19 protein-coding genes and 1 pseudogene are annotated in these 21,824 nt (G+C 51.3%); 4 read left to right on the top strand and 16 right to left on the bottom strand.

The window, feature by feature from the left end; translation table 11 throughout:
- Positions 1-232: 232 nt before the first annotated feature.
- From GBK04_RS06370 to GBK04_RS06350, 5 genes are all read right to left on the bottom strand, one after another.
- Complete coding sequence (locus tag GBK04_RS06370; RefSeq protein ID WP_373330758.1) at positions 233-1,195, bottom strand: AAA family ATPase; 963 nt, start codon at positions 1,193-1,195, stop codon at positions 233-235.
- A 73-nt stretch (positions 1,196-1,268) separates the two neighbouring features.
- Positions 1,269-2,621, bottom strand: a complete 1,353-nt coding sequence (locus GBK04_RS06365; protein ID WP_152765916.1) for a peptidylprolyl isomerase — start codon at positions 2,619-2,621, stop codon at positions 1,269-1,271.
- 49 nt (positions 2,622-2,670) lie between these two features.
- Positions 2,671-4,974 carry a peptidylprolyl isomerase gene (locus tag GBK04_RS06360; protein WP_152757888.1) on the bottom strand — a complete coding sequence of 768 codons (2,304 nt, stop codon included), beginning with the start codon at positions 4,972-4,974 and terminating at the stop codon, positions 2,671-2,673.
- 122 nt (positions 4,975-5,096) lie between these two features.
- Complete coding sequence (locus GBK04_RS06355) at positions 5,097-5,780, bottom strand: hypothetical protein (RefSeq protein WP_152757887.1); 684 nt, start codon at positions 5,778-5,780, stop codon at positions 5,097-5,099.
- A 48-nt stretch (positions 5,781-5,828) separates the two neighbouring features.
- Positions 5,829-6,893 carry an agmatine deiminase family protein gene (locus GBK04_RS06350; protein ID WP_152757885.1) on the bottom strand — a complete coding sequence of 355 codons (1,065 nt, stop codon included), beginning with the start codon at positions 6,891-6,893 and terminating at the stop codon, positions 5,829-5,831.
- Between the two features lie 98 nt (positions 6,894-6,991).
- Between GBK04_RS06350 and GBK04_RS06345 the strand changes: the two genes are divergently transcribed.
- On the top strand, positions 6,992-7,234 hold the full coding sequence (locus tag GBK04_RS06345) for a DUF4287 domain-containing protein (protein ID WP_152757883.1): 243 nt from the start codon (positions 6,992-6,994) through the stop codon (positions 7,232-7,234).
- Between the two features lie 132 nt (positions 7,235-7,366).
- Positions 7,367-7,852, top strand: coding sequence for a response regulator (locus GBK04_RS06340; RefSeq protein ID WP_152757881.1), 486 nt, complete (start codon positions 7,367-7,369; stop codon positions 7,850-7,852).
- Positions 7,853-7,910: 58 nt separating this feature from the next.
- Here GBK04_RS06340 and GBK04_RS06335 read toward each other — a convergent pair whose 3' ends face one another.
- From GBK04_RS06335 to GBK04_RS06325, 3 genes are all read right to left on the bottom strand, one after another.
- Positions 7,911-8,813, bottom strand: coding sequence for a carbon-nitrogen hydrolase (locus GBK04_RS06335; RefSeq protein ID WP_152757879.1), 903 nt, complete (start codon positions 8,811-8,813; stop codon positions 7,911-7,913).
- Positions 8,814-8,881: 68 nt separating this feature from the next.
- A complete protein-coding gene (locus GBK04_RS06330) occupies positions 8,882-9,877 on the bottom strand; it encodes a glycosyltransferase family 9 protein (protein ID WP_373330757.1) in 996 nt (331 codons plus the stop codon).
- Positions 9,858-10,787 carry a lysophospholipid acyltransferase family protein gene (locus tag GBK04_RS06325; protein WP_152757876.1) on the bottom strand — a complete coding sequence of 310 codons (930 nt, stop codon included), beginning with the start codon at positions 10,785-10,787 and terminating at the stop codon, positions 9,858-9,860. The genes GBK04_RS06330 and GBK04_RS06325 overlap by 20 nt, the downstream gene beginning before the upstream one ends.
- Before the next feature lie 105 nt (positions 10,788-10,892).
- On the opposite strand from GBK04_RS06325, the gene GBK04_RS06320 reads away from it, so the two are divergent.
- Positions 10,893-11,237: a hypothetical protein gene (locus GBK04_RS06320; RefSeq protein ID WP_152757874.1), complete on the top strand. Its 345-nt coding sequence runs from the start codon at positions 10,893-10,895 to the stop codon at positions 11,235-11,237.
- Between the two features lie 122 nt (positions 11,238-11,359).
- Here the strand turns inward: GBK04_RS06320 and cobA are convergent, their stop codons facing one another.
- From cobA to GBK04_RS06280, 8 genes and pseudogenes are all read right to left on the bottom strand, one after another.
- The gene (gene cobA, locus GBK04_RS06315) at positions 11,360-12,121 is read right to left on the bottom strand and encodes a uroporphyrinogen-III C-methyltransferase (protein ID WP_152765914.1); all 762 of its coding nucleotides are present in this window, start codon (positions 12,119-12,121) and stop codon (positions 11,360-11,362) included.
- Between the two features lie 74 nt (positions 12,122-12,195).
- On the bottom strand, positions 12,196-14,388 hold the full coding sequence (locus GBK04_RS06310; protein WP_152757872.1) for a ferredoxin-like domain-containing protein: 2,193 nt from the start codon (positions 14,386-14,388) through the stop codon (positions 12,196-12,198).
- A gap of 170 nt (positions 14,389-14,558) precedes the next feature.
- Entirely contained in the window at positions 14,559-15,806 is a 1,248-nt protein-coding gene (locus GBK04_RS06305) for a sulfate adenylyltransferase subunit 1 (protein ID WP_373330756.1), read from the bottom strand.
- A 57-nt stretch (positions 15,807-15,863) separates the two neighbouring features.
- Positions 15,864-16,835: a sulfate adenylyltransferase subunit CysD gene (gene cysD, locus GBK04_RS06300; RefSeq protein WP_152757870.1), complete on the bottom strand. Its 972-nt coding sequence runs from the start codon at positions 16,833-16,835 to the stop codon at positions 15,864-15,866.
- A gap of 30 nt (positions 16,836-16,865) precedes the next feature.
- Positions 16,866-17,579 carry a phosphoadenylyl-sulfate reductase gene (locus GBK04_RS06295; protein WP_152757868.1) on the bottom strand — a complete coding sequence of 238 codons (714 nt, stop codon included), beginning with the start codon at positions 17,577-17,579 and terminating at the stop codon, positions 16,866-16,868.
- A gap of 6 nt (positions 17,580-17,585) precedes the next feature.
- On the bottom strand, positions 17,586-17,987 hold the full coding sequence (locus GBK04_RS06290) for a VOC family protein (protein ID WP_373330755.1): 402 nt from the start codon (positions 17,985-17,987) through the stop codon (positions 17,586-17,588).
- Positions 17,984-19,171 (bottom strand): trans-sulfuration enzyme family protein, encoded by a 1,188-nt coding sequence (locus GBK04_RS06285; protein WP_152757866.1) that lies wholly within the window; start codon positions 19,169-19,171, stop codon positions 17,984-17,986. The genes GBK04_RS06290 and GBK04_RS06285 overlap by 4 nt, the downstream gene beginning before the upstream one ends.
- Before the next feature lie 8 nt (positions 19,172-19,179).
- A pseudogene (locus GBK04_RS06280) lies at positions 19,180-20,255 on the bottom strand (sulfite exporter TauE/SafE family protein).
- 386 nt (positions 20,256-20,641) lie between these two features.
- Here GBK04_RS06280 and GBK04_RS06275 point away from each other — a divergent pair.
- Positions 20,642-21,823, top strand: a complete 1,182-nt coding sequence (locus GBK04_RS06275; RefSeq protein WP_152757864.1) for an acetyl-CoA C-acyltransferase — start codon at positions 20,642-20,644, stop codon at positions 21,821-21,823.
- The last annotated feature ends 1 nt before the right edge of the window (position 21,824 follow it).

The following is a 21,824-nucleotide window of genomic DNA, read 5'->3' as shown; positions in this document are numbered from 1 at the left end:
GGTAGTTTTTGTTTAATTGTTTAATCGTGTAATTGTAATGACAGGGTGCGTGATAGGAAATCTCTCTTTTTGAGTTTTGCTACAAAAAGAAAAGATTTGCGCTGATTTCCTGTAAGGACGGGCGCAAATCTTAAAATAGAATAAAAAAATAGGGAGTTTATAGGTTGGTTGACTGAGCCATTTTTTGCTACAATTAAACAATCAACTCTCTACTTTCAATTTTCAGCTAATTTTAAACCAATCGCCCGATCAGATTATCCACGGTAATTCCTTCGGCTTCGGCCTTGAAATTACGGACGATGCGGTGCCGCAAAACGGGTAGCGCCACGGCCTTCACGTCCTCAATATCAGGTGAGTACTTACCCGACAGCAGGGCATTGCATTTAGCGGCAAGAATAAGGGCCTGCGAAGCACGCGGACCTGCGCCCCATTCCAGGTAGTCGTTGGCTTCGGCGGCCGAAAGACCGGTATCCGGGCGGGTTTTCTGGACGAGTTTTACGGCGTACTCGATCACGTTGTCGGTCACAGGTACCCGGCGTACAAGATGCTGAAACTCCTGAATATCTACACCACTCAATACTTCCTGTACCTGATAGCGCACGTCCGTCGTAGTGTTCTTCACAATGCTCACTTCTTCGGCGTAGGAAGGGTAGTCCAGCGAAATCATGAACATGAAGCGGTCCAGCTGCGCTTCGGGTAGGGGATAGGTACCTTCCTGTTCGATAGGATTCTGCGTGGCCAGCACGAAAAACGGCCGCGATAGATCATGCCGCTGACCGGCTACGGTCACCGAGTACTCCTGCATGGCTTCCAGCAGAGCCGATTGGGTTTTGGGTGGCGTACGGTTAATCTCATCCGCGAGGATGATGTTGGCGAAAACCGGTCCGCGCAGAAACTTGAAATTCCGTTGCTGATCCAGGGTTTCAGAACCCACAATATCCGAAGGCATGAGGTCGGGGGTAAACTGAATACGGTTGAAGCTCAAATCCATGGATGAGGCAATGGTCTGGATCAGCAGGGTTTTGGCCAGGCCGGGTACCCCTACCAGCAGGCAGTGTCCCTGACAAAAAATGGCCGTCAGCAGTAGTTTCACTACGTCGTCCTGTCCTACAATCACCTGCCCGATTTCGGTGCGGAGTTTTTGGTAAGCTTGCGTCATCGCCTCGGCGGCTTCGACATCCGATTGGTATTTCACGTTAGTTAGTCGGGGTTGGTTTAGAGTAAAAAGCTATCAGCCAATAGCCAATAGCTATCAGCTTTTTTTGGAACTACTGATTTTCCTTCGGAGCCAGGCCGAAGATTTGGCAATTTTGGAATTCTTCGTCCACACTGATGAACACATCCCCCGCCGCCTTCTTAAACCACTCTTCCAGCGCATTGTTTTTCTTATTGGAAAGTACGATCTGTGCCAGCTTTTCGTAGTCGTCGCGCAGGTTGGCCGTGTGAGGCTCCGATTTGCTTTTGTACCACAGAATCCGCATGGCCGACCGTCCATCTTCGGTGCGGTAGGAAATAGGGGCACTTACGTCGCCTACTTTCATGCTGTCGAGCGCAAAGTAGAGCGCCGGGTCCATCGAGGCGTCCAGGGGTATGCGGGCCAGACCCGTATTGGGGTCCACAATGAGTCCTCCGCCATCGGCCGTCATTTTGTCTTCGGAATTTGCCTTGGCGGCCTGCGCGAAGGTAAGCGAATCGATCTCGATCAGCGTGTGCAGGCTGTCAAGATAGCGGGTAGCTTCGGTAATATCAGTACCCCGGTTATAGTCGGGCCGGAGCAGAATGTGCCGGGCATGGTACTCGGCACCCCGTACCTCGAGCAGTTGAATTAGGTGAAAACCGTACTGGCTTTCCACGATGTCGGATATCTCATTGGGCTTCAAAGCCAGGGCGGCGCCTTCAAACTCGGATACCATAGCTCCGCGCTTGGCAAAGCCCAGGTCGCCACCATTTTTGGCCGAGCCCAGGTCTTCAGAATAGATTTGGGCCAGCATGGCAAAATCTTCGCCAGCTTCGGCTTTCTTTTTAATGTCGAGCAGCTGCTGGCGCAGCTTGTCTTTTTGCTCCTTGGTGACGGTCGCCAGGCGCACAATCTGACCTACCTCCACTTCCGACGGAATATAGGGTAGGCTATCCTTGGGAATTGCGTTGAAAAACCGCCGTACCTCGTTGGGCGTTATCTTCACGTCGCCGGCAATTTTCTGCTGCATGGTTTCCACAATAGCCTGATCCTTTACTTGCTGACGAAGTTCGGTTTTCAATTCGTTGACGCTTTTACCGTAGGCTTCCACCAGGTTTTTTTCTGAACCGAACCGCTGAATCATGTAGCTCATGCGGCCGTCCAGTTGGTCGTCTACCTGGCCCTCTTCCACCGTAACAGAGTCTATCTCAGCTTTGGCCAGCAGCATCTTGTTAATAATGAGCGATTCGAGCAATTGGCAGCGTTCGGGCGTACGCTGGCCTTCGGCTTTGTAGCTTTGAAAAATTTCTTCCAGTTCGGAACGAAGGATATAGTAATTGTCTACGCGGGCGATGATTTTATCTACGCTGATTCCCTGCTGGCCCTGTCCAAAGCCGATCAGGGATACCAGACCAAAGGCCAGCACGAGAAGGCCTCGGCGCATAATTGGATTAAATTTCATATTGTTTTGTTGCTGTCGTTGCAAAATACGGTTATCTGGTGAGTTTTTCTAACTCCTTTTCATTGACCTGTACGGGAAATCTCGTTTTCAAGGAATCCAGCCATTGCTTTTCCAGAATTTTCTGGTACGCATTGATGACCGAACCGCGGGCTTCATTAAAGGTTTTCGGACGCGGAGGCTCGATTTTCTGAATCTGGATGGCCAGTACGCTTCCATCCAAAGCAGCAGGAATACGTTGATCACCTACCTCCCAGAGGGCTTCTTTGAAGAGGGGATGGTCTTTGGCAAAGTACCCTTCCGTAATCCGAACATTACCGGGCGCGTCGCGGTTCATGGCTCGTTCCAGGTCTTTTTTAGAACGACTGAAAAACTGAAAACTGACCCGGCGGTTGCGATCCGGCTCCGGCACGGGGCGGAACGAGCCATAGTCTTTTTCCATGATTCGGGTAATCGGAATGCCCTGGCTATTGAGGTAGCGCACCGCGTGACTGATGCGACTGGCCGATACGGTATCCGCTTCGTCAGCCGTACGGTAGCCCGCCACTTCCACCACGTACTCCTGGTTTTTCTTCAAGGTAGCAGCCAGGCTGTACAGCGTATTCGTTTGTAAGGGTGAAAGCTGGGTTTTTCCCTGCTCAAAAAGCAATTCTTCCCCTTTCAGCCGCAAGACATAAGGTACCTGGGCCAGTGATTCCAATACCTGATTCAACACCGTCGTGTCCTTGGCCTGGATCACTGTAGCCAAAGCCCGGGCAGGGTACTGATACTGCTCCAGGTTCTGCTCGTAAAGCCGGCGTTGGCCGGTTGAATCATCCAGCGACCGCTGCCAGACCTGCTCTTCCATCACCTGCGAAAGAAGTACCCCATCCCGGATTTCGTTCATCAGTACCTTAAATTCGGGGTACTTTGTTTCCAGAATACTCTTCTCATAATCCAGGAGTCGCCGGGCCAGGAAATCGTTGTAATAGCTACGCAAAACAATTTTGGGATCGGAACCTGCGGGACGCGCCACGAGATGACTTTTGACGTAATCCAGAAACATACGGCTACTGGAAGCTTCTTTCTCGATGGTGAACAGCATCGGGTTTTCCACAGCCGCTGTGAAGGTTTCGGGAATTTTTAAGGTACCCTTAAGCAGGCTGCTGTCGGCCAGCTCCAGCATTTCGCTCCACGCGTCGGGATTTTCCTGAATGGTATATTCTTTCTTCAGACGTTCTATAAAATCCCTCTCCATCAGGTGGCCCCGGCTGTCGGTCATCACTTTCTGCCGCAGGGAGGGCTCCATCGTGGCAAATGATTCCAGCGGGCGTTTCTCTACCAACCGGATGATATGCCAGCCGTAAGGAGTTTCGACCGGTTTGGAATAATCACCGACTTTATCCAACCCGTAGGCCGCCGCTTCGAAGGCGGGCATCATTTCTCCTACCCCAAATGCCGGCAGAAGTCCACCCGACTGCCGTGACTGGAAATCGTCGGAGTAGACCTGCACCACTTTGTCCCAGGGCTCCCCTTTTTCCAGGCGGGCGTAGGCATCCCGGATGCGCTGCTCGGCTTCCTTTTTCTTCTCAGCAGGAAAATCGGGCTTCACCTGAATCATCACGTGGGCCACGCGGCGTTTGCCCCGCGTGGGACGGCGGTCGAGTACCTTGATGAGGTGATAGCCAAACTTGGTGCGAACGGGCTCGGAGATTTGCCCGACGGGTGTGGTGTAGGCAGCGTTCTCGAAGGGGTACACCATCTGAAAAGCCGTAAAATAGCCCAGGTCGCCCTTATTGTCTTTGGCCGTTGCGTCCTTGGAAAATTTCTGGGCCATATCGCCAAAATCCGAGCCTTCCAGTAAACGTCCACGCATGGCTACGGCGGCCCGATAGGCCGAGAGCGTATCGGCGGGTAGTGCTTCCTCAGGTACCGCGACCAGAATGTGGGCGGCATGTACTTCCTGCTTCAGTCGGTTGTAGGCTTCTTCGGTCAGTTCGGCTACCCGTTCCTTATCGGTGAGGTAGGGAGCGGCCAGTTGTTCGCGGTACGAAGCGATTTCTTCCTTAAAATCGCTCGTGGTGTCGCGGCCCTGCGCCTCGGCTCCCAGAAGTTTCAGTTTGGTATTGGTATAGATATCAAAGTACTGCCGGGCACTGAGCGATTGGGCCGAGTCGGCGGAGAAGCGGTTTTTGGTAAAAGACTGAAAGAAAGCATCCGGGCTGAAAGTCTTATCCCCGATCTGCACCAGGGTAGGTACCTCCGGTTCGGCGGGCGACTGTTGGGGGGGAATAGCCGTTTTGCAGGACGCCACAACTCCGGCCAGAACCACTATATACAGCCAACGAAAAGTATGCATAGATCGAATTGAAATCAGACTTGCTCGGATTTGCATGGGTGTTAGTATAAACAAACCGAAGGGGAAAATATTGTACAAAACCTCAAAGTTACGGGCTTTCCTCCCAGGATAAAAACGAGTGGTCAGGATTTTGGCTTTCGGGTACGTCCTACCCGTACCGTCTGGGTACGGAGATCGTAGTTCAGCTCGTAATGAAAACTGCTGCCCAGGTGGCCGCCTTTGAAAGTCAGGGGTACCTTGAGGTCAGCAGAAAGCAGGGCTTGCTGGTAGGTGAGTTCGGTGTTGTTTTGGCCGATCAGGTCATCGTCGTCGAGGCGGTCGGCCAGCTGGAAACCTACCCCCGTGGCGGATAAGGCCAGCGAAAGGTACTTAAGGGGCGTCAGGGCTACGTCGGCTAATTCGGCCAGCGCTGCCGGGATCTTGATGTAGTCGTGGTACCTTCTGATTTCGGTCAACGTCTTCTGGGCGCTGGCGTAATCATCCACTTCCACCAGCACCACCGTGGCTACTAGCTTGCCGTTTTTGGGCAAAGGAATCGAAATCGGCTGAAATGCATTTTCCCGAAATTCCTGCCCTGTCTTGGCTTCCTGTACCCCCCAACTCCCGGTGCTTACGGCCACGGCTTTGTTCGAAGCGTCGAAGGAAGTCAACGTATAAGCCATTAGCAGCTCATCCTTCCGGGTAAGGGTTTCTTCCAGATCCAGCGCTTTCAGGGAGGTAATTTGAAAACTCGTTACGGTTTGTTTCGCACAGGAGGCGGAAAGTAAAAGGAGTAGGCAGTAGGCGCTAAGCTTCAGGCTTTTCATAGCTGAATAAAGTGAGATATCGGGCGAAATTTATGAGCAATAGGTTTTCTAGACCGCCGGCTCCTGCTGGCTCAGGCAGTGAAAGCTACCTTGCCCCCAGATGATTTCGGTGGCGGACAGCGGAATGATTTTCCGGTCGGGAAAGGCTTGTTCCAGAATGTCGATAGCCGTTTGGTCATTGGGGTTGTCAAAGACCGGTACGATCACGCCCGCGTTGCAGATCAGAAAATTGGCGTAGGAGCCTGGCGTGCGGAAGTCGTCGATCATCACGGCTTTGGGCATGGGCAGTTCAATGACGTTTAGAGGTTTGCCATTCATCAGGCGCATGTTCTGGAGCAGACGCAGATTCGTTTGGAGTACCTCGTAGTTCGCATCGTGCGGATCGGTTTCCACGCAGGCTACCACCGTATTTTCGTTTACAAACCGCGTGGTGTCGTCGATATGGCCATCGGTATCGTCGCCCACGATGCCGTCTTCCACCCACAGAATTTGTTCTACTCCGTAATAATTGCGCAGGTACTCTTCAATCTGGTCCTGATTCAATTGCGGATTGCGGTTGGGGTTGAGCAAACACGAGCGGCTTGTGAGCAGGGTACCTGCTCCATTAAACTCGACCGAGCCGCCCTCCATGATAATGCCGGGCTGTACCGTGAGCAGGCCCAGATGCTCCGCCACGGCCAGCGGGGTGCGGTTGTCGTCGTCGTAAGGGGGGTACTTGCCGCCCCAGGCGTTGTGACCCCAGTCGACTACGAGGCGCTGCCGGGTTTCGGGATTGATCAGAAACGCCGGGCCGTGGTCGCGGCACCAGGCATCGTTGGTAGGTTTTACCACAAATTCAATCTGATTCAGATCTACGCCAATCGCGTCAAGTTCCTGCGTGACAAACGCTTTAAGCGATTCGTCATGGGCAATAATACCGACCTTCTCGCCCTGGCTGATGGCTTTGATAAAGGCCAGATACTGCGGCCTCATACGGGCAAGTCGGTCGCCCTGCCACGAGGCTTCGTTATGCGGAAACGTGAGCCAGGTGGCGCGGTGCGGATACCATTCGGCGGGGAAAGTAAAGCCTAGCTGGCTGGGAGTAAGCGAAGAAGCGGGAAGGGGATTGGTCATTGTCACAGGAAGTGGGTGGGATACTGGTTTATTCACCAAAACCCTCGTATTTTTATTGTAAAATCAGTGTTTCTTTATTCACACAAAGGTACTGAATCATGTCATTTCAAGCCTACTTGGACAACATTAAAGCTAAAACTGGAAAAACACCGGAGGATTTTAAGAAATTGGCGGAGGCGAAAGGATTTTTCCTGAACGGACAAATCCAACCGAGCGTAAAAGCCGGGGAAATTGTCAAATATTTGAAGGAAAAAGGCGTAAGGTACCTTACGCCTGGCAATTTAAGGAGAAGCTCAGCATCAATCGGCATCACCGGCCCTTGTCAGCGGTGCTTTTTTTAGCTAGCAGACTTCTTAGTAGTTGGTCGCCAAAATGGTAGTTAAAATACCAGAAATGGCTATTCCGATACCGTATATGAGATAAAAAAACAGTAAATTTATGATTAGAAAATATTAATCCACTCACTGACTCTCATGACTTCATCTTCGGCTAGTCTTACTAATATTCATAATTTCAAGAATATAACAATTTTGCTGGTCGAAGACAATCCCGATCACTTATTTCTGATCAGGGCTGCTTTACAGGAATGTGTGCCCGATATTCATTTAGTCGAGACGGTGGACAGAAAGTCGGCTTTACAATACCTGGCTTCTGAATGGGATAAAAAAGGAAAAAACCTTCCAAAACTCATTTTGCTCGATCTTTACCTACCCACCCGCGAAGAAGGACTGGAAGCCCTGAAAGGGTTCAAATCCTTCTTCGCGGGCAGAAGCCAGCCTTCCATCCCCGTCGTAATGTTCAGTTTTTCGGACCGCGTGGAAGATATAAACGACTCCTACGAATTTGGAGCCAATGCTTATTTGGTAAAATCACCTGACTACGAAGCGTGGAAGAAGTACTTCGAAGGCTTACGGGATTTCTGGCTGGAGACTGTCAGTCTGCCGATGCATGAAGTATGAGAAGTAATCTGAAACCCAATTTTCTGTCTGCTTTGGGCAGACTGCCTCAGATTAGAATCTAATCTATATACCGCTGCGTAATGGGTTGATACGAATCTACCCGACGATCGCGGAAGTAGGGCCAGGTAGTACGGTAGTGGTCGATGCTGGCCAAGTCAATTTCCTGCGTATACACGACTTCGTCATCGTGCGGGGCCAGGTACAGTAGTCTACCGTGCGGATTAGCCACGAATGAGCCGCCCCAGAACTGTTGGTCGCCTTCTCGGCCCACGCGGTTCACAGCCACCACAAACACCCCGTTGGCCACGGCATGGCTACGTTGAATGGTTTGCCAGGCGCCGTACTGTTCCTCATGGATCACGGGATCGGTTTCGTTAGTATCCCAGCCAATCGCCGTAGGATAAAACAGGATTTCAGCCCCCATCAGGCTGGTGATGCGCGCGGCCTCAGGGTACCACTGATCCCAGCAAATCAATACCCCGATTTTGGCAAATTTAGTGTCGAATACGCGGTACCCCTTTTCATCGGAGGCGGAGGTACCATTGACGGGAGCATCGCCGGGGGTGAAGTAAAATTTCTCGTAGTAGCCCGGGTCGTCGGGAATGTGCATTTTGCGGTACTTACCCAGGTAGCGTCCGTCGGCGTCGAGTACGGCGGTGGTGTTGTGGTAGAGACCGTGCGTTCGTTTCTCAAACAATGAAGCGATGATCACCACACCCAGCTCAGCGGCCAGCACGCCCAGGGCCTCGGTAGAAGGCCCCGGAATGGCCTCAGCCAGACTGAAATTGGCGTGGTCTTCCACATCACAGAAATACAGCGATTTGAATAATTCCTGCAAACAGATGATTTGGGCACCCTGAGCCGCCGCCGCCCGGATTTTAGTGGTAGCTTTCTGAAAATTAGCGTCCAGATCAGCCGTACAGCTCATCTGCACCAGGCCTATGTTTATTTTTTTTGTCATTTAGTATCGGTTTGGGCAGCGGGTAATTTTGGACAAGAAAAATTGTAAGTCCCAAATTAAATACCCCTTTAACCCCTTTTCCGGGCGCTTAGTTCTTTAATCTCAAATTGGAACGAGAGTTCGTTCATGCATTTGAAATGTCCTTTCGGACATTTTTCATAGCCGATTTTAGAACAGGGACGGCAGGAAAGGCTATTATTTTCGAGTACGACGTGCGGGGTTTGGTAGGGGTACATGCCAAACAGCGGCGTCGTGTTTCCCCAGATCGAATACACTTTCTTTTTGAAAGCGGCCGCGATATGCATCAGCCCCGTATCGTGTGAGAATACGATCCCTGCCTGCTTCACCAATGAGGCCGACTGGTTCAGGTTGCATTTGCCGCAGGCGTTAAAAATCAAGGCATCGCCCAGCGCCAGCCGTACGAATTCACCCGTCTCAAAGTCCTCTTTCCCTCCGAGCAGGATGGTAGGATAATTGATTTTTTTGCAAAGTTCGACCATCCGCTCCACAGGGAGCCGCTTGGTGGCGTGCTGGCCGCCGATGGCATAGGCCACGTACCCGGCGCGGTGGGTTAGCGGTAGCCAGTCGCGCTCCACTTCGTCGCGGTAGGGAATGAAGTAATCAAGACCCTGATCGTCATTTGATACACCCAGTGGAGCTACCGTGGCCATATAGCGGTCCACGATATGCATAGAAGGCATGACATTGAACTTGAACTGGGTGAGGAGCCATTTTTGTACGTTGAGTTTTGGGAAACTGTACGACTTGACTCCCAGGGCCAGTTTGATCCGCAATGTGCGGACATTGGTATGGAGATCGAGCACATAGTCGAATTTTTCGTGCCGTAGCTCTTTCAGCAGGGTACCTAGCTTGCCATCCAAACACCAGATTCTGTCAATGTAGGGGTTTTCGGTCAGGAGGGTTTTGTGCCGGATTTTAGTAAAATAATGGATTTCTGCCTGAGGGTACTGCTGCTTCAAACAGCGGACCACGGGCGTAGTGAGCACAATATCGCCAATGGACGAAAAGCGTAGAATCAGGAATTTAACGGGCTTGTGGCTCACGATGCGAGGTTTTATCGAATACTTGGGAAGGTTCCAGACGCGTAGGTCGGCGGTGCTTCCAGCGCTTGTGGCTCCACAGCCAGTTGGCAGGTTGCCGTCGGATGTCGGCTTCCAGGAGCCGGGCTTGTTTTTCCAGAATTCCGTTCTGAGGTACCTCGGCCGGGTTGTCTGTGATCAGGTCGAGTGCTACCCGGTAATGTCCTCTTTTGGCTTCATTGCGCTCGATCTTGGCGTATACGACGGGACTGTTGAACTGCCGGGCGATCACCTCCACGCCCCGGAATATACCCGTATCCTGATGGAGAAACGTGGTCCAGTAGGCTTTGTGCGGGTTGGGAGACTGGTCGTTGACCAGAAAGAATAAAAAAGGCTTTTCCCCGGGGACAGGCGGACGCGCGTACGCCTGCTTCATGGGAATCAGTTCGGAACCGAACCGGCTCCTGACGTCCTTAACGTACTTCTCAAAAAGCGGATTAGCCAGGGGGTGGTACACGACCACAATATGATGCGAAAAATGAGAGGACGCATACAGGTTAGCCAGCTCCCAGTTGCCCAGGTGCCCCAGTACCACCACTACGTTACGACCCTGCCGGTAGTAGTTTTCTAGCAACGACACATCCCCTTCGAAACGCTGACCGATTTCCTGCCGGGACATGCGGGAAAGTTTGAGCGTTTCTGCGATAATGTCGGACAGGTTGCGGTGGAAAGCACGCTGTATTTGGGATCGTTCCGCCGCTGATTTGTTGGGAAAACTTCGTTCCAGATTTTCGGCAATGACCTGTTTGCGGTACTTGAACAAATCGAAGACAATCCATTGAATGGCATCCGAAAGCCTGTACATGGTTTTCCAGGATAGCCTTGAAATTGCGTTGAGCAGGGAGACAAGAAGATGGCCAGGTAAATTCTTCATGACTTACTTTTTACAAAAATAAAGGAAATCCGGCATCGTTAAAGGATTGTTGGAGATGTTTCCAAAGATTAGTACCTTCACTTGCCAAAAAAATATACCTGAGGTATGTTCGAAGGAATATTTGACATTAAAAACGACCGGCGGCTGAGCATGTACCTGTATAGGCTGGGCTTCGGTCTGTGGTTGGTGTACCTGGCGCTGGGTGCGCCGGCTCTGCGGGCTTACGGTCACTTCCGTGAGGACGCGGGGGTAGGGTGCATTCTGCTGATGGTGGTTGGGTTCTCAGCTTCGATGGTGTACGATTATTTTCATAATCACGAAGCCTACGAGCAAAAGAAAAAATGGTTGTTCGTTTCCTACCTTTTTTTGGCGGGGATCGTGTATCTGCTGGAATTTCAGCACAAGGGCATCCGCCTGGACTGGACATGGCTGCTACGGTGGTTCTCTTAATAAAAGCAAAGCACATAGCAATTTATAAGTCAAAAAAAAGGGCCTCGTAATGAGGCCCTTTCTTTTGATAAAGTACTTTTAAGCTATTCAAAATCGCAGTAAGGATCAGTAACAATGTCCGATTACGACATTAAATCCGACTTGCTGGAAACCTGTCGCACACACTCAATGGCCGTATCGGGCAGAGCCGCTGCCTGACCAATGACGATGATCGCGGGAGAACTGATGCCGCTGATTTGGGCCAGGGGTAGAATATTGCTGATCTTTCCCGTTACCATTTTCTGGTTGGGAAGCGAACCATTTTGAATGATGGCGATCGGCTGATTCAACTTTCCTAATTCTGAATAAATTTCCACGATTTCGGGCAGTTTATGTACCCCCATCAGAACTACCACGGTGGCGGTCGACTGAGCAGCCAGGGCCAGATCGCCGGACATCTGGTGCGATTTGGTGGTACCTGTCACCACCCAGAAACTTTCGCTCACGCCGCGTGAAGTCAATGGAATACCTGCCAGGGCAGGTACTGCGTAACTGCTGGAAATACCGGGAATTACCTCAGATTCAATGCCGTGGCGGGCGGCGAATTCTACTTCTTCATAGCCCCGGCCAAATACATAAGGATCGCCGCCTTTGAGACGTACCACCTCGCCGTACTGGTAGGCGTATTCCACAATCATAAAATTAATGACGTCCTGACTGCAGCTGTGCTTTCCGAACCGCTTGCCCACGTGCACTTTCACGCAGGACTCTGCGCAATGCTCCAGCAGAGCGGGATGAATGAGCGCATCATACAGTACCACCCTGGCTTTTTGCAAAGCCTTTACGCCTTTCAGCGTGATAAGGTCGGGATCGCCGGGGCCGGCGCCTACCAGGGTTAGTTTCATTGTATTTTTCATGGTCACATATCTTTGAAGGTACCTGAGTTTGAAAAATTCATCTGGCACCCATTTTCAACTAATCAACTATCTTGTCCAAACACCAGTTCCTGCAAAGCCGGTAGGGGATTGTCCGAAAGTTGGTTCTCACGATACCCCTTGACTTGGTTCAGGAACTGCTCAGCCTTGGCGACAAATTCCCGGGCAAAGGCTTCGGTCGGTTCATTTTTGTTAATACTGAACACGATTTCAGCAAAGGGTTTGTCTCCTTCGGCTGCATTAGGATAAAACACCTGGCCAAAGTTTTCGTCAAACTCTTTCACCATACCGTATTGGGTGTTGGTAGCGATTCCTTCACCAATCAATAAGGCTTTGGCCCCCGTAATGAAGGTATTGTAAGCATGATAGATGCCATCAGCCCATACACCTACTTCCAGCATTTCGTGCGCCAGACCCAATTTTTCGTTGGCTTCCACGAGCGTGGTACCCACCAGGTCGATCATCACGCCCGCGCACTCGCCTACCCCTACCTCAGTTTTAAACAATTCATCGTGATCCCAGTCGCGGTACTCATCGTCCTGAACGGTTGATAAATCAGCTATGGGTTTGAGAAGCTGGTAGAAATAATTCTTGGTTTGCCGGGCATAGTACTGATTGAAGTATTCCCCTTCGAAAGAATTAGTTTGGTAATCGTCCAACAGTACCCGCATGGCCTCAGGGCCGCGCTTGGAAGGTAGTTTGATTACTTTATCACCAATCAGTCCAATACCGTCGCCCGTAAATCCTCCGCCGAGCAGTACCTGCAAAGCCGGAAGTACCAGTTTGCCGTTCTTGATGGAGCTGCCATGGAAGCCGATGTTGGCGGCGCTATGCTGCCCGCAACCGTTCATGCAACCGCTGATCTTGATCTTGATGTCGTTGTTATAAATCAGGTCAGGGTACTCTTCTTTCATCATCACTTCCAGTACCCGGGTAATCCCGTAGCTGCTTGAAATAGCCAGATTGCAGGTATCCGTACCGGGGCAGGTAGTAATGTCGGCGGTACTGTCGAAGCCCGGCTCCGCTAGTCCCAAGGTGTTCAATTCATGGAAAAGTGCAGGAAGGTCTTCTGCCTTCACAAACCGTAGCAGGTACCCTTGGTTCACCGTCACTCGTATGTCGTCGGCGGCGTATTGCCGCACGAGGTCAGCTAGTTTGCGGGCCGTATCGGAGTGCATATCACCCAGCAGAACGCGCAGGTACACACCATGCCAGCCTTTTTGTTTTTGTTCAAATACGTTGGTAGTCAGCCATTTTTGGAAAATTTCTTTTTCAGAATGTTCCAGTTGTGTGTCAGCCAGGACCAGGATATCTTCCCGGCTCGCTGGCTCGCTCTCAGCCAGATTCTGCCACGCAAATGACAGTTCTTCCACGGGAAAAGTCTTATTTTTAAGAGCCGTCCATTCTTCCTTCACTTTTTCCAGCATGGCTTCCAGGCCCAAATCGTTGAGCAGAAACTTCATGCGGGCCTTGTGTCGCCGGGTACGTTCGCCGTAGCGGTCAAACACCCGAATGAGGGCTTCGGTAAACGGAATCACCTGATCGGCAGGCAAAAACTCGTAGGCTACCTGCGCTGAGAAAGGCTGTGCGCCCAGGCCGCCCCCGATCAACACCTTAAATCCTTTGATCGTTTCGCCTTGCTCATTCTGACCCAATTTGGGAATGAGCCCTACGTCGTGCATGAAGGCGAACGCTGAATCCTTTTCAGAAGATGAAACCGCAATTTTGAATTTACGGCCCATTTCCTGCGAGATAGGATTGCGGAGAAAATAAGCAAAAAAAGCCTGGGCGTAGGATGTTACATCGAAAGGCTCGTCAGGGTCTACCCCCGCCGTAGCAGAAGCCGTAACATTCCGAACCGTATTGCCGCAGGCCTCGCGCAGCGTAATATTGGCATCTTCCAGGTCAGCCCATAATTGGGGAGAGTCGGCTAACTTGACGAAGTGAAGTTGTATATCCTGACGGGTCGTGGCATGCAGGTTCCCGGTCGCGTACTTATCCGAAGAGTCAGCAATGCGTACCAGTTGGTCGGCAGTCAGGTGGCCAAAAGGCAATTTGATGCGGATCATCTGTACTCCCGGCTGCCGCTGTCCGTACACTCCGCGCGTCAGGCGGTACTTGCGGAAAGCCTCTTCGGGACCGTCTCCCTGGGTAAAGGACCCGATTTTGGCCTGCAATTCAAAAATATCGCGTTTGGCGGCAGTTGATACGTTTTCGGTAATCGTCAGGTTTTTCATGATATCAATGTCTTCTAGTCTATCGGATTAGTAGTATTTAGGATTCTAGGTATAAGATTTAGGATACTGGATAGTGACTGATTGTGCACTTTGGCAAAAACCGAGTAAGCTACCTGCTCATCAAGTTCTCAAAACTCTAGCTTCCTACATCCAGTTTCCAGTCTCTTTTTTTACTCCACCATGCAGGCACCTACCGTCACATTTGAAGTTTCGTCAATCAGAATGGCCGCTCCGTTTGCCCGGTTTTTCAGGTAGGGATCATACGCGATGGGATTGGCCGTACGCAATACTACTCGGGCTACATCATTTAATTTCAGGCTTTCGATGTCTTCGAGTTGCTCATACGTGTTAATATCCACCCGGTACTCTATGCTACGAACCGAGCAACGGGTACGGTTGGTTCCGTGCTGCAAGGTGAATTTACTCCCCACTTTCAGCTCCTTGCGGTCATCCATCCAGCAAATCAGCGTTTCCAGATCCTGACTTACGACGGGCTGAGCCTGATTGGCAGTCACCAGCAAATCGCCCCGGCTGATGTCGATATCATCGTCTAGTATCAACGTGACCGACTGCGGTGCGTGAGCTACCTCAACCTCCTTACCCGCTACTTCTACCCGCGCAATGGTGGAGCTTACTTCCGACGGCAGTACTGTAATACGGTCGCCTTTACGGAAGGTACCACTTTTGATGCGGCCGGCGTACCCACGGTAATCGTGTAATTCGGCCGTTTGGGGACGGATGACATACTGCACGGGAAAACGCCCGTCGGTAAGATTCAGGTCGTTCAATACATCGACATTTTCCAGCACCGAAACCATCGTTTCTCCGTCGTACCAAGGCATATTATCCGATCGGTCCACTACATTATCACCATTCAGGGCGCTGACGGGGATAATCGTGAGGTCTTTGATTTTCAGCTTAGCGGCTAATTCCTTGTAGGCTTGGGCGATTTCCAGAAAACGGTCTTCTGAGTACTCAACCAGGTCCATTTTGTTAACGGCCACCACCACGTGCGGTATCCCCAATAGCGAAGCAATGAGCGAATGGCGTCGAGTCTGCTCGACCACCCCCTGCCGGGCATCAACCAGAATTATGGCCAGGTCGGCATTGGAAGCGCCCGTGACCATGTTGCGGGTGTATTGGATGTGCCCCGGTGCGTCGATGCTGATGAACTTACGTTTTGGCGTTTGGAAATATTTATAGGCTACATCAATGGTAATGCCCTGCTCGCGTTCGGAGCGTAGGCCGTCGGTCAGCAGCGCGAGGTCGATCTCTCCGTCGTTGCGGCTTTTGCTGGCTTTTTCGATAGCTTCCATCTGATCGGCCAGAATATTTTTAGTGTCAAAAAGCAGCCGCCCGATGAGCGTACTCTTGCCATCGTCTACGGAACCTGCGGTAATAAATCGTAATATGTCCACCGTATTAGTATTGAATGATAGAATGAGTGAATAATGGGGTTGATAACCAGTGCTTAATTATCTAGGATCAATTATCCATTGATCAAAAGTACCCCCCTTTTTTCGGTCCTCCATAGCCGCTTCGGTCTGCTGATCGTCGATGCGGGTTTCGCCGCGTTCGCTGATGCGCGAAATCGTGATTTCGGCCACCACTTCATCAAGCGTAGCAGCGTCGGATTCTACGGCGGCCGTGCAGGTCATGTCCCCTACGGTACGGAAGCGCACGCGTCGCGTCACGATCCGGTCGTTCTCATCGGGTTGTATAACGGGCGTATTGTTCAGCAAGCGGCCGTCGCGCAGGATACACTCGCGCTCATGGGCGAAGTAAATACTGGGTAGGTCAATATTCTCACGCTTGATGTATGACCACACGTCGAGTTCGGTCCAGTTGGAAATAGGAAATACCCGCACATTCTCGCCTTTGTGGATCCGCCCGTTGAACAGGTTCCATAACTCGGGTCGTTGTCGCTTGGGATCCCATTGGCCAAACTCATCACGAAATGAAAAAATACGCTCTTTAGCACGGGCTTTCTCTTCATCACGGCGGGCTCCGCCAATGCAGGCATCGAACTCAAATTCCTCGATGGTATCCAGTAGGGTGAAGGTTTGCAACCAGTTACGGCTGGCGTTTTTACCCGTAGGTTCCTGTAAGCCTTTGGCCTTGATGGTATCTTCCACGTAGCGAACCACTAGCTTGGCCCCAATTTTCTCAACCAACTCATCGCGGTACCGGATGGCTTCCTCAAAATTGTGGCCTGTATCCACATGGACGAGCGTAAAGGGTATTTTGGCCGGAGCAAATGCCTTCTGCGCCAGACGCACCAGGGTGATCGAATCCTTACCCCCCGAAAACAGCAACGCGGGACGTTCAAACTGCCCGGCTACCTCGCGCATGATATAAATCGCCTCGGCCTCGAGTTGATCGAGGTAATCGAGGGTGATGACGTTTGGAAAAGTGCTTTGCACGGCTTGTTCTTTGATCAATGACATAATTCACACTATTTAATAACAATCCAAAACCTACCTGGCATGCAGCCCGCACTCTTTTTTGCTCTCATCCTCCCACCACCAGCGGCCGGCGCGGAAGTCCTCGCCCTCCTGGATGGCCCGGGTACAAGGGGCGCAGCCTATACTGACGAAACCTTTGTCGTGTAGCGGGTTATAGGGTACGTTGTTCGTTTTTACGTAGGCTTTGACTTGCTCGAAACTCCACGAAAGAATCGCATGAAACTTGAACAAATCATGGGCATCGTCCCGCTCGATTGGGGGCATCTCCTGGCGGTTACCCGACTGCTCGGCCCGAATACCCGTCACCCAGATTTTTACACCCTGCAAAGCCCGATTCAGCGGCTCTACCTTACGTATGAAACAACACTCTTTGCGATTTTCAACCGTATCATAAAAACTGTACGGACCTTTTTCGCTAAGTAGTTTTTCAACGGAATCGTTTTTCGGAAATACCACCTCGAGTTTGGTGTCGTATCGCTTGTTGGTACGTTGGAGAGTCTTATAGGTTTCCTCAAAGAGCCGTCCCGTATCCAGCGTAAAAATTCGGATCGGAAGATCGTTTTTCAGAATCAGGTCCGTGATCACCTGATCTTCGTAGCCCAGACTGCTCGAAAAAGCGACTTGGCCAGGAAACAATTCTGTAAGGGAGCGCAAGGCTTCAACTTCCGTTTTGTTGGAAATGAGATCTAGCAGTGACTCAGATGTCACGTTCTCACTCAGTATCATAAGTACTTATAGTTTTATTGGTTCTATCAAATCCCAAAGATTTCCGTACAAATCCTCGAATACCGCAACAGTGCCGTAAGCTTCGACGCTGGGTTCACGCACAATTCTGATTTCCTGATCCAGTAAATTCTGATAATCCCGCGTAAAATCGTCGGTGTGCATGAATAAAAACACCCGGCCTCCGGTCTGGTTCCCAACGCGACTTTTTTGTTCTTTCGTAGCCGCCTGAGCCAGTAGAAGTCGGCAGCCATCCGATCCTTGTCCTTGCGGAGCTACCAGTACCCACCGTTTGGTTTCGCTCAACCGGGTATCCTCAATCAGATCGAAATGCAACTTTCGGGTGTAGAAGTCGATCGCTTCATCGTAGTCGCTTACTACGAGGGCTATATGGGCTATGCGTTGGTTCACTCACTCACTAGTATCTCGGCACTCACTTTTACTGCCTGCGTAAAATCTTCAATCAAATCCTCTACCGCTTCCAGACCCACTGAAATCCGAATTAGCCCTTCGGTAATTCCCAGGGTAGCTTTCTCTTCCGGCTTCAATTTTGAATGGGTCGTTGTATAGGGATTGGTGACAATAGTCCGGGTATCGCCCAGGTTGGAGGAAAGGGAGGGGATTTCCAATGCCTTCATAAAGGCGCTTACGCGTTCGAAGCCCCCTTCCAGATCGATCGTGACGATAGCACCCCCGGCACTCATCTGCCGGGTAGCCAGTTCATACTGCGGATGTGAAGGTAAAAAAGGGTAGTTTACCTGCTTCACTTCGGGTAGCTGTTCCAGGGCCTCCGCTAGTTTCAGCGCATTATCGCAGTGTTTTTCCATACGCAGGTCCAAGGTTTCCAAACTCTTGGATAAGATCCAGGCATTGAAGGGAGACATGGATGGACCCGTCTGGCGACAGAAGAAACGCAGCGGCTTAATGTATTCCTTGGTACCTACCACCACGCCTCCCAAAACCCGGCCCTGGCCTTCCATAAACTTCGTCGCCGAATGAACGACCAGATGCGCCCCAAATTCCGAGGGTACCTGAAGCGATGGTGTGGCAAAGCAATTGTCCACATTGAAAATCAGACCGTGTTTCTTGCACAACCGGCCGATCATTTCCATGTCTACTAGTTCGAGACCGGGATTCGAGGGCGTTTCCACGTAAACCATGCGGGTGTTGGGTTGCACGGCTGCTTCCCAGTCGGCTTCGGGAGCCGAGGCATCGAGGTAGGTATGCGTAATGCCCCACTTGCTCAGGATCTGCGTAATGATCTGATGGGCGGAGCCGAATAACGCCCGACTGGCAATCAGGTGATCACCCGATTGCAGGATTCCGGCCAGACTGGCGAATACCGCCGCCATGCCCGTCGCCGTGGCCACACCGTCTTCACAATCTTCCAGCATGCACACTTTGTCCACAAATTCCTGCACCGTGGGGTTCGAAAACCGGCTGTAAAGATTACCTTGCTCGGTTTCGTCAAACAGCGCTTTGCCTTGCTCGGCGGATTCAAACGTGAAGCTGCTGGTTAGAAACAGGGGCGAAGAGTGCTCGCGGTACTGTGTCTGCTGGGTTTGGGTACGAATGACTTTGGTTTGCTTTTTCATGCTGGAATTCAAAGAAGATTACTCAATACGACCATATAAATAATCCTCAAACTTACCACAATTACCACGATTCCGACCAGAATCATCATCGTTTTTATCGGCAAACGGCGTGAGAGACTAGCCGCGATAGGAGCTGCCACCATACCGCCAAGGATCAGACCCACAATGACTTGCCAGTGCGAAAAGCCGATCAGGGTAATGAAGGTTACCGAACTGGCCAGGGATACAAAAAATTCCGTAAGATTGACCGAGCCAATCGTATACTTGGGATGGCGACCCCGGGCGATCAATGTAGAGGAGACGATCGGCCCCCAGCCTCCGCCACCGATCGCATCCATCGAGCCACCCAGCATGGCCAGCCAGCCAATTTTGGTGAAGGGGCGTTTTTCGATGCGTTTTTTAAGCGCTTTTTTAATGATCAGGATGCCCAGAATCAAAGTATATACGGCCACAATGGGCTTAATGATGTAAACGTATTCTTCCAGCGAGGTAAGTACATACGCACCCAAAATGGCCCCGATTACGCCCGGAATCAGGAGAGTTTTGAACAGCTTGCTGTTGACATTCCCGAATTTCAGGTGCATGTAGCCTGATACGCCGCTGGTAAATATTTCGGACGAGTGGACACTCGCGCTGGCCACCGAAGGGGGTACCCCCAGCGTGAGCAGGAAGGTGGTGGCCGTTACGCCGTACGCCATACCCAGAGCACCATCGATCATCTGCGCGATGAAGCCCCCAGCAGATAGTAGAAGAAATCATTGTCTTCGAGCAAGCTGCTCCATACCAGCCCCAGGCGGTCTACGCTGACGTAACTAAAAAGTAAATGGCCCACAACCATCAAGGCCAGCGCCGAGAAAATATTGACGGCCACTTCGGTGCGGCTTCGCTCCCGGAAGACTACCTCAGACAAGCGCGTAGACAGGCGTTTCCAAACAGTAAAAGAAGTTGTATTATTGGAAGGTATAGTTAAATTATTTTTATTCCCTTCAAGTTTGTAAGCTTGGCTGATCAAGAGCGCATCCGATTCCTCGGGTAGGTCTGGTAAGAAAACAGTGTACCCCTGTTGACGAGCTAAGACAGCCAACCGACGATCTTCGGATAGATCGCCCGTAGCAATGCTGACAGCATTTACAGGCTGCCATTCGGCATTTGCAGCTATTTCCACGAGGGAAGAGGCAGGCTGGGGATTTTCCAAAAGTCTATTTAGTATAGTAAGTTAGTAGAGTAAAAAACTAAAAAGAATGTGGCTTGCCTGAGCCACACTACAAACGTACAATTGAATTATTGATTTTCCAAGAATGGGTCCAGGGTTATTCACGAATTTTCATGATTTTATAAACTGTTGTTGGCTAAGCAAAAGTACTAAAGGTACCCTCGACAAGCTCCACAGCCAGGTAGAGAAATAGCGCCCGTGAGGTAGTGACTGAGGGATAATTTGTATTTTTGAAAAAATCATCAACAAACCGACGCATGCAGGAGGAAGTATTCATAGTAGCAAACGCCCGGACACCCATCGGCAGTTTTGGAGGTACCCTGGCTTCGATTTCAGCCACCGAACTGGGCGGAAAAGCGATTCGGGGCGCTCTGGAAAAGATCGGACTTGATCCATCACTCATTGAAGAGGTGTACATGGGCAACGTCGTGTCGGCCAATCTGGGACAGGCACCGGCCCGTCAGGCAGCTTTATCAGCCGGCCTTGCCAAAGAGACTATTTGCACGACGGTCAATAAAGTATGCGCGTCCAGTATGAAAGCAGCGGCATTGGCCGCGCAGTCCATTCGCCTTGGCGACGCTGGGCTGCTTGTGGCTGGAGGAATGGAAAGCATGTCCCAAGCCCCATTCTACCTACCCAAGGCACGTTACGGGTATGGCTACGGAAACGGCGAAGTGGTGGATGGCCTGGCGCGGGATGGACTAGTGGATGCCTACGACTGCATCGCTATGGGAGTATGCGGCGACCGAACGGCGGCGCAGCGCGAAATCACGCGGCAACAGCAGGACAAATATGCCATCCGCTCATACCGACGCAGCGCCGAGGCTACCGAGAAAGGCTATCTGAAAGAAGAAATCGTGCCCGTAGAGGTACCTCAGCGTAAGGGCGAAACTCTGATCATGCAGGAGGACGAAGAATACAAACGGGTGAATTTTGACAAGATACCTACCCTGCGTCCGGCTTTCTCGGCGGAGGGTACCGTTACGGCGGCCAATGCATCGACCATCAACGACGGTGGGGTAGCGCTCATCCTGGCGAGCGGGAGCAAAGTAAAAGAGCTGAACCTGACCCCACTGGCCCGCATAGTTGCTTGTGCCGATGCTGAACAGGAGCCTGTCTGGTTCACTACCACGCCCATCGCCGCCACGCGTAAAGTGCTTAAAAAAGCAGGATTGACGCTGGGTGATATGGATTACTTTGAAGTAAACGAGGCCTTTTCAGTCGTTGTGCTGGCCTATATGAAGGAACTTGGGATAAGTGCCGATCAAATTAATCTTTTTGGAGGAGCAGTGTCGTTGGGACATCCGCTGGGTGTATCAGGTGCGCGTATCATGGGTACCCTCCTAAATGTATTGCGCCACAAACAAGGCAGGTATGGATTGGCGGCCATCTGTAACGGCGGCGGAGGGGCTTCGGCTGTAATTCTTGAGCGTGTTTAGA

It is taken from the genome of Salmonirosea aquatica (assembly GCF_009296315.1).
GTDB lineage: Bacteria > Bacteroidota > Bacteroidia > Cytophagales > Spirosomataceae > Salmonirosea > Salmonirosea aquatica.
Note: the sequence above shows the minus strand (reverse complement) of the source record. Positions and strands in the feature narration are given on the sequence as shown.

What these genes read in the sequence shown, in the direction of transcription:
- GBK04_RS06365 (WP_152765916.1), bottom strand. Translation starts at nt 2,621, where the DNA reads ATGCGCCGAGGCCTTCTCGTGCTGGCCTTTGGTCTGGTATCCCTGATC.
- GBK04_RS06360 (WP_152757888.1), bottom strand. Translation starts at nt 4,974, where the DNA reads ATGCATACTTTTCGTTGGCTGTATATAGTGGTTCTGGCCGGAGTTGTG.
- GBK04_RS06355 (WP_152757887.1), bottom strand. Translation starts at nt 5,780, where the DNA reads ATGAAAAGCCTGAAGCTTAGCGCCTACTGCCTACTCCTTTTACTTTCC.
- GBK04_RS06350 (WP_152757885.1), bottom strand. Translation starts at nt 6,893, where the DNA reads ATGACCAATCCCCTTCCCGCTTCTTCGCTTACTCCCAGCCAGCTAGGC.
- GBK04_RS06345 (WP_152757883.1), top strand. Translation starts at nt 6,992, where the DNA reads ATGTCATTTCAAGCCTACTTGGACAACATTAAAGCTAAAACTGGAAAA.
- GBK04_RS06340 (WP_152757881.1), top strand. Translation starts at nt 7,367, where the DNA reads ATGACTTCATCTTCGGCTAGTCTTACTAATATTCATAATTTCAAGAAT.
- GBK04_RS06335 (WP_152757879.1), bottom strand. Translation starts at nt 8,813, where the DNA reads ATGACAAAAAAAATAAACATAGGCCTGGTGCAGATGAGCTGTACGGCT.
- GBK04_RS06325 (WP_152757876.1), bottom strand. Translation starts at nt 10,787, where the DNA reads ATGAAGAATTTACCTGGCCATCTTCTTGTCTCCCTGCTCAACGCAATT.
- GBK04_RS06320 (WP_152757874.1), top strand. Translation starts at nt 10,893, where the DNA reads ATGTTCGAAGGAATATTTGACATTAAAAACGACCGGCGGCTGAGCATG.
- cobA (WP_152765914.1), bottom strand. Translation starts at nt 12,121, where the DNA reads ATGAAACTAACCCTGGTAGGCGCCGGCCCCGGCGATCCCGACCTTATC.
- GBK04_RS06310 (WP_152757872.1), bottom strand. Translation starts at nt 14,388, where the DNA reads ATGAAAAACCTGACGATTACCGAAAACGTATCAACTGCCGCCAAACGC.
- cysD (WP_152757870.1), bottom strand. Translation starts at nt 16,835, where the DNA reads ATGTCATTGATCAAAGAACAAGCCGTGCAAAGCACTTTTCCAAACGTC.
- GBK04_RS06295 (WP_152757868.1), bottom strand. Translation starts at nt 17,579, where the DNA reads ATGATACTGAGTGAGAACGTGACATCTGAGTCACTGCTAGATCTCATT.
- GBK04_RS06285 (WP_152757866.1), bottom strand. Translation starts at nt 19,171, where the DNA reads ATGAAAAAGCAAACCAAAGTCATTCGTACCCAAACCCAGCAGACACAG.
- GBK04_RS06275 (WP_152757864.1), top strand. Translation starts at nt 20,642, where the DNA reads ATGCAGGAGGAAGTATTCATAGTAGCAAACGCCCGGACACCCATCGGC.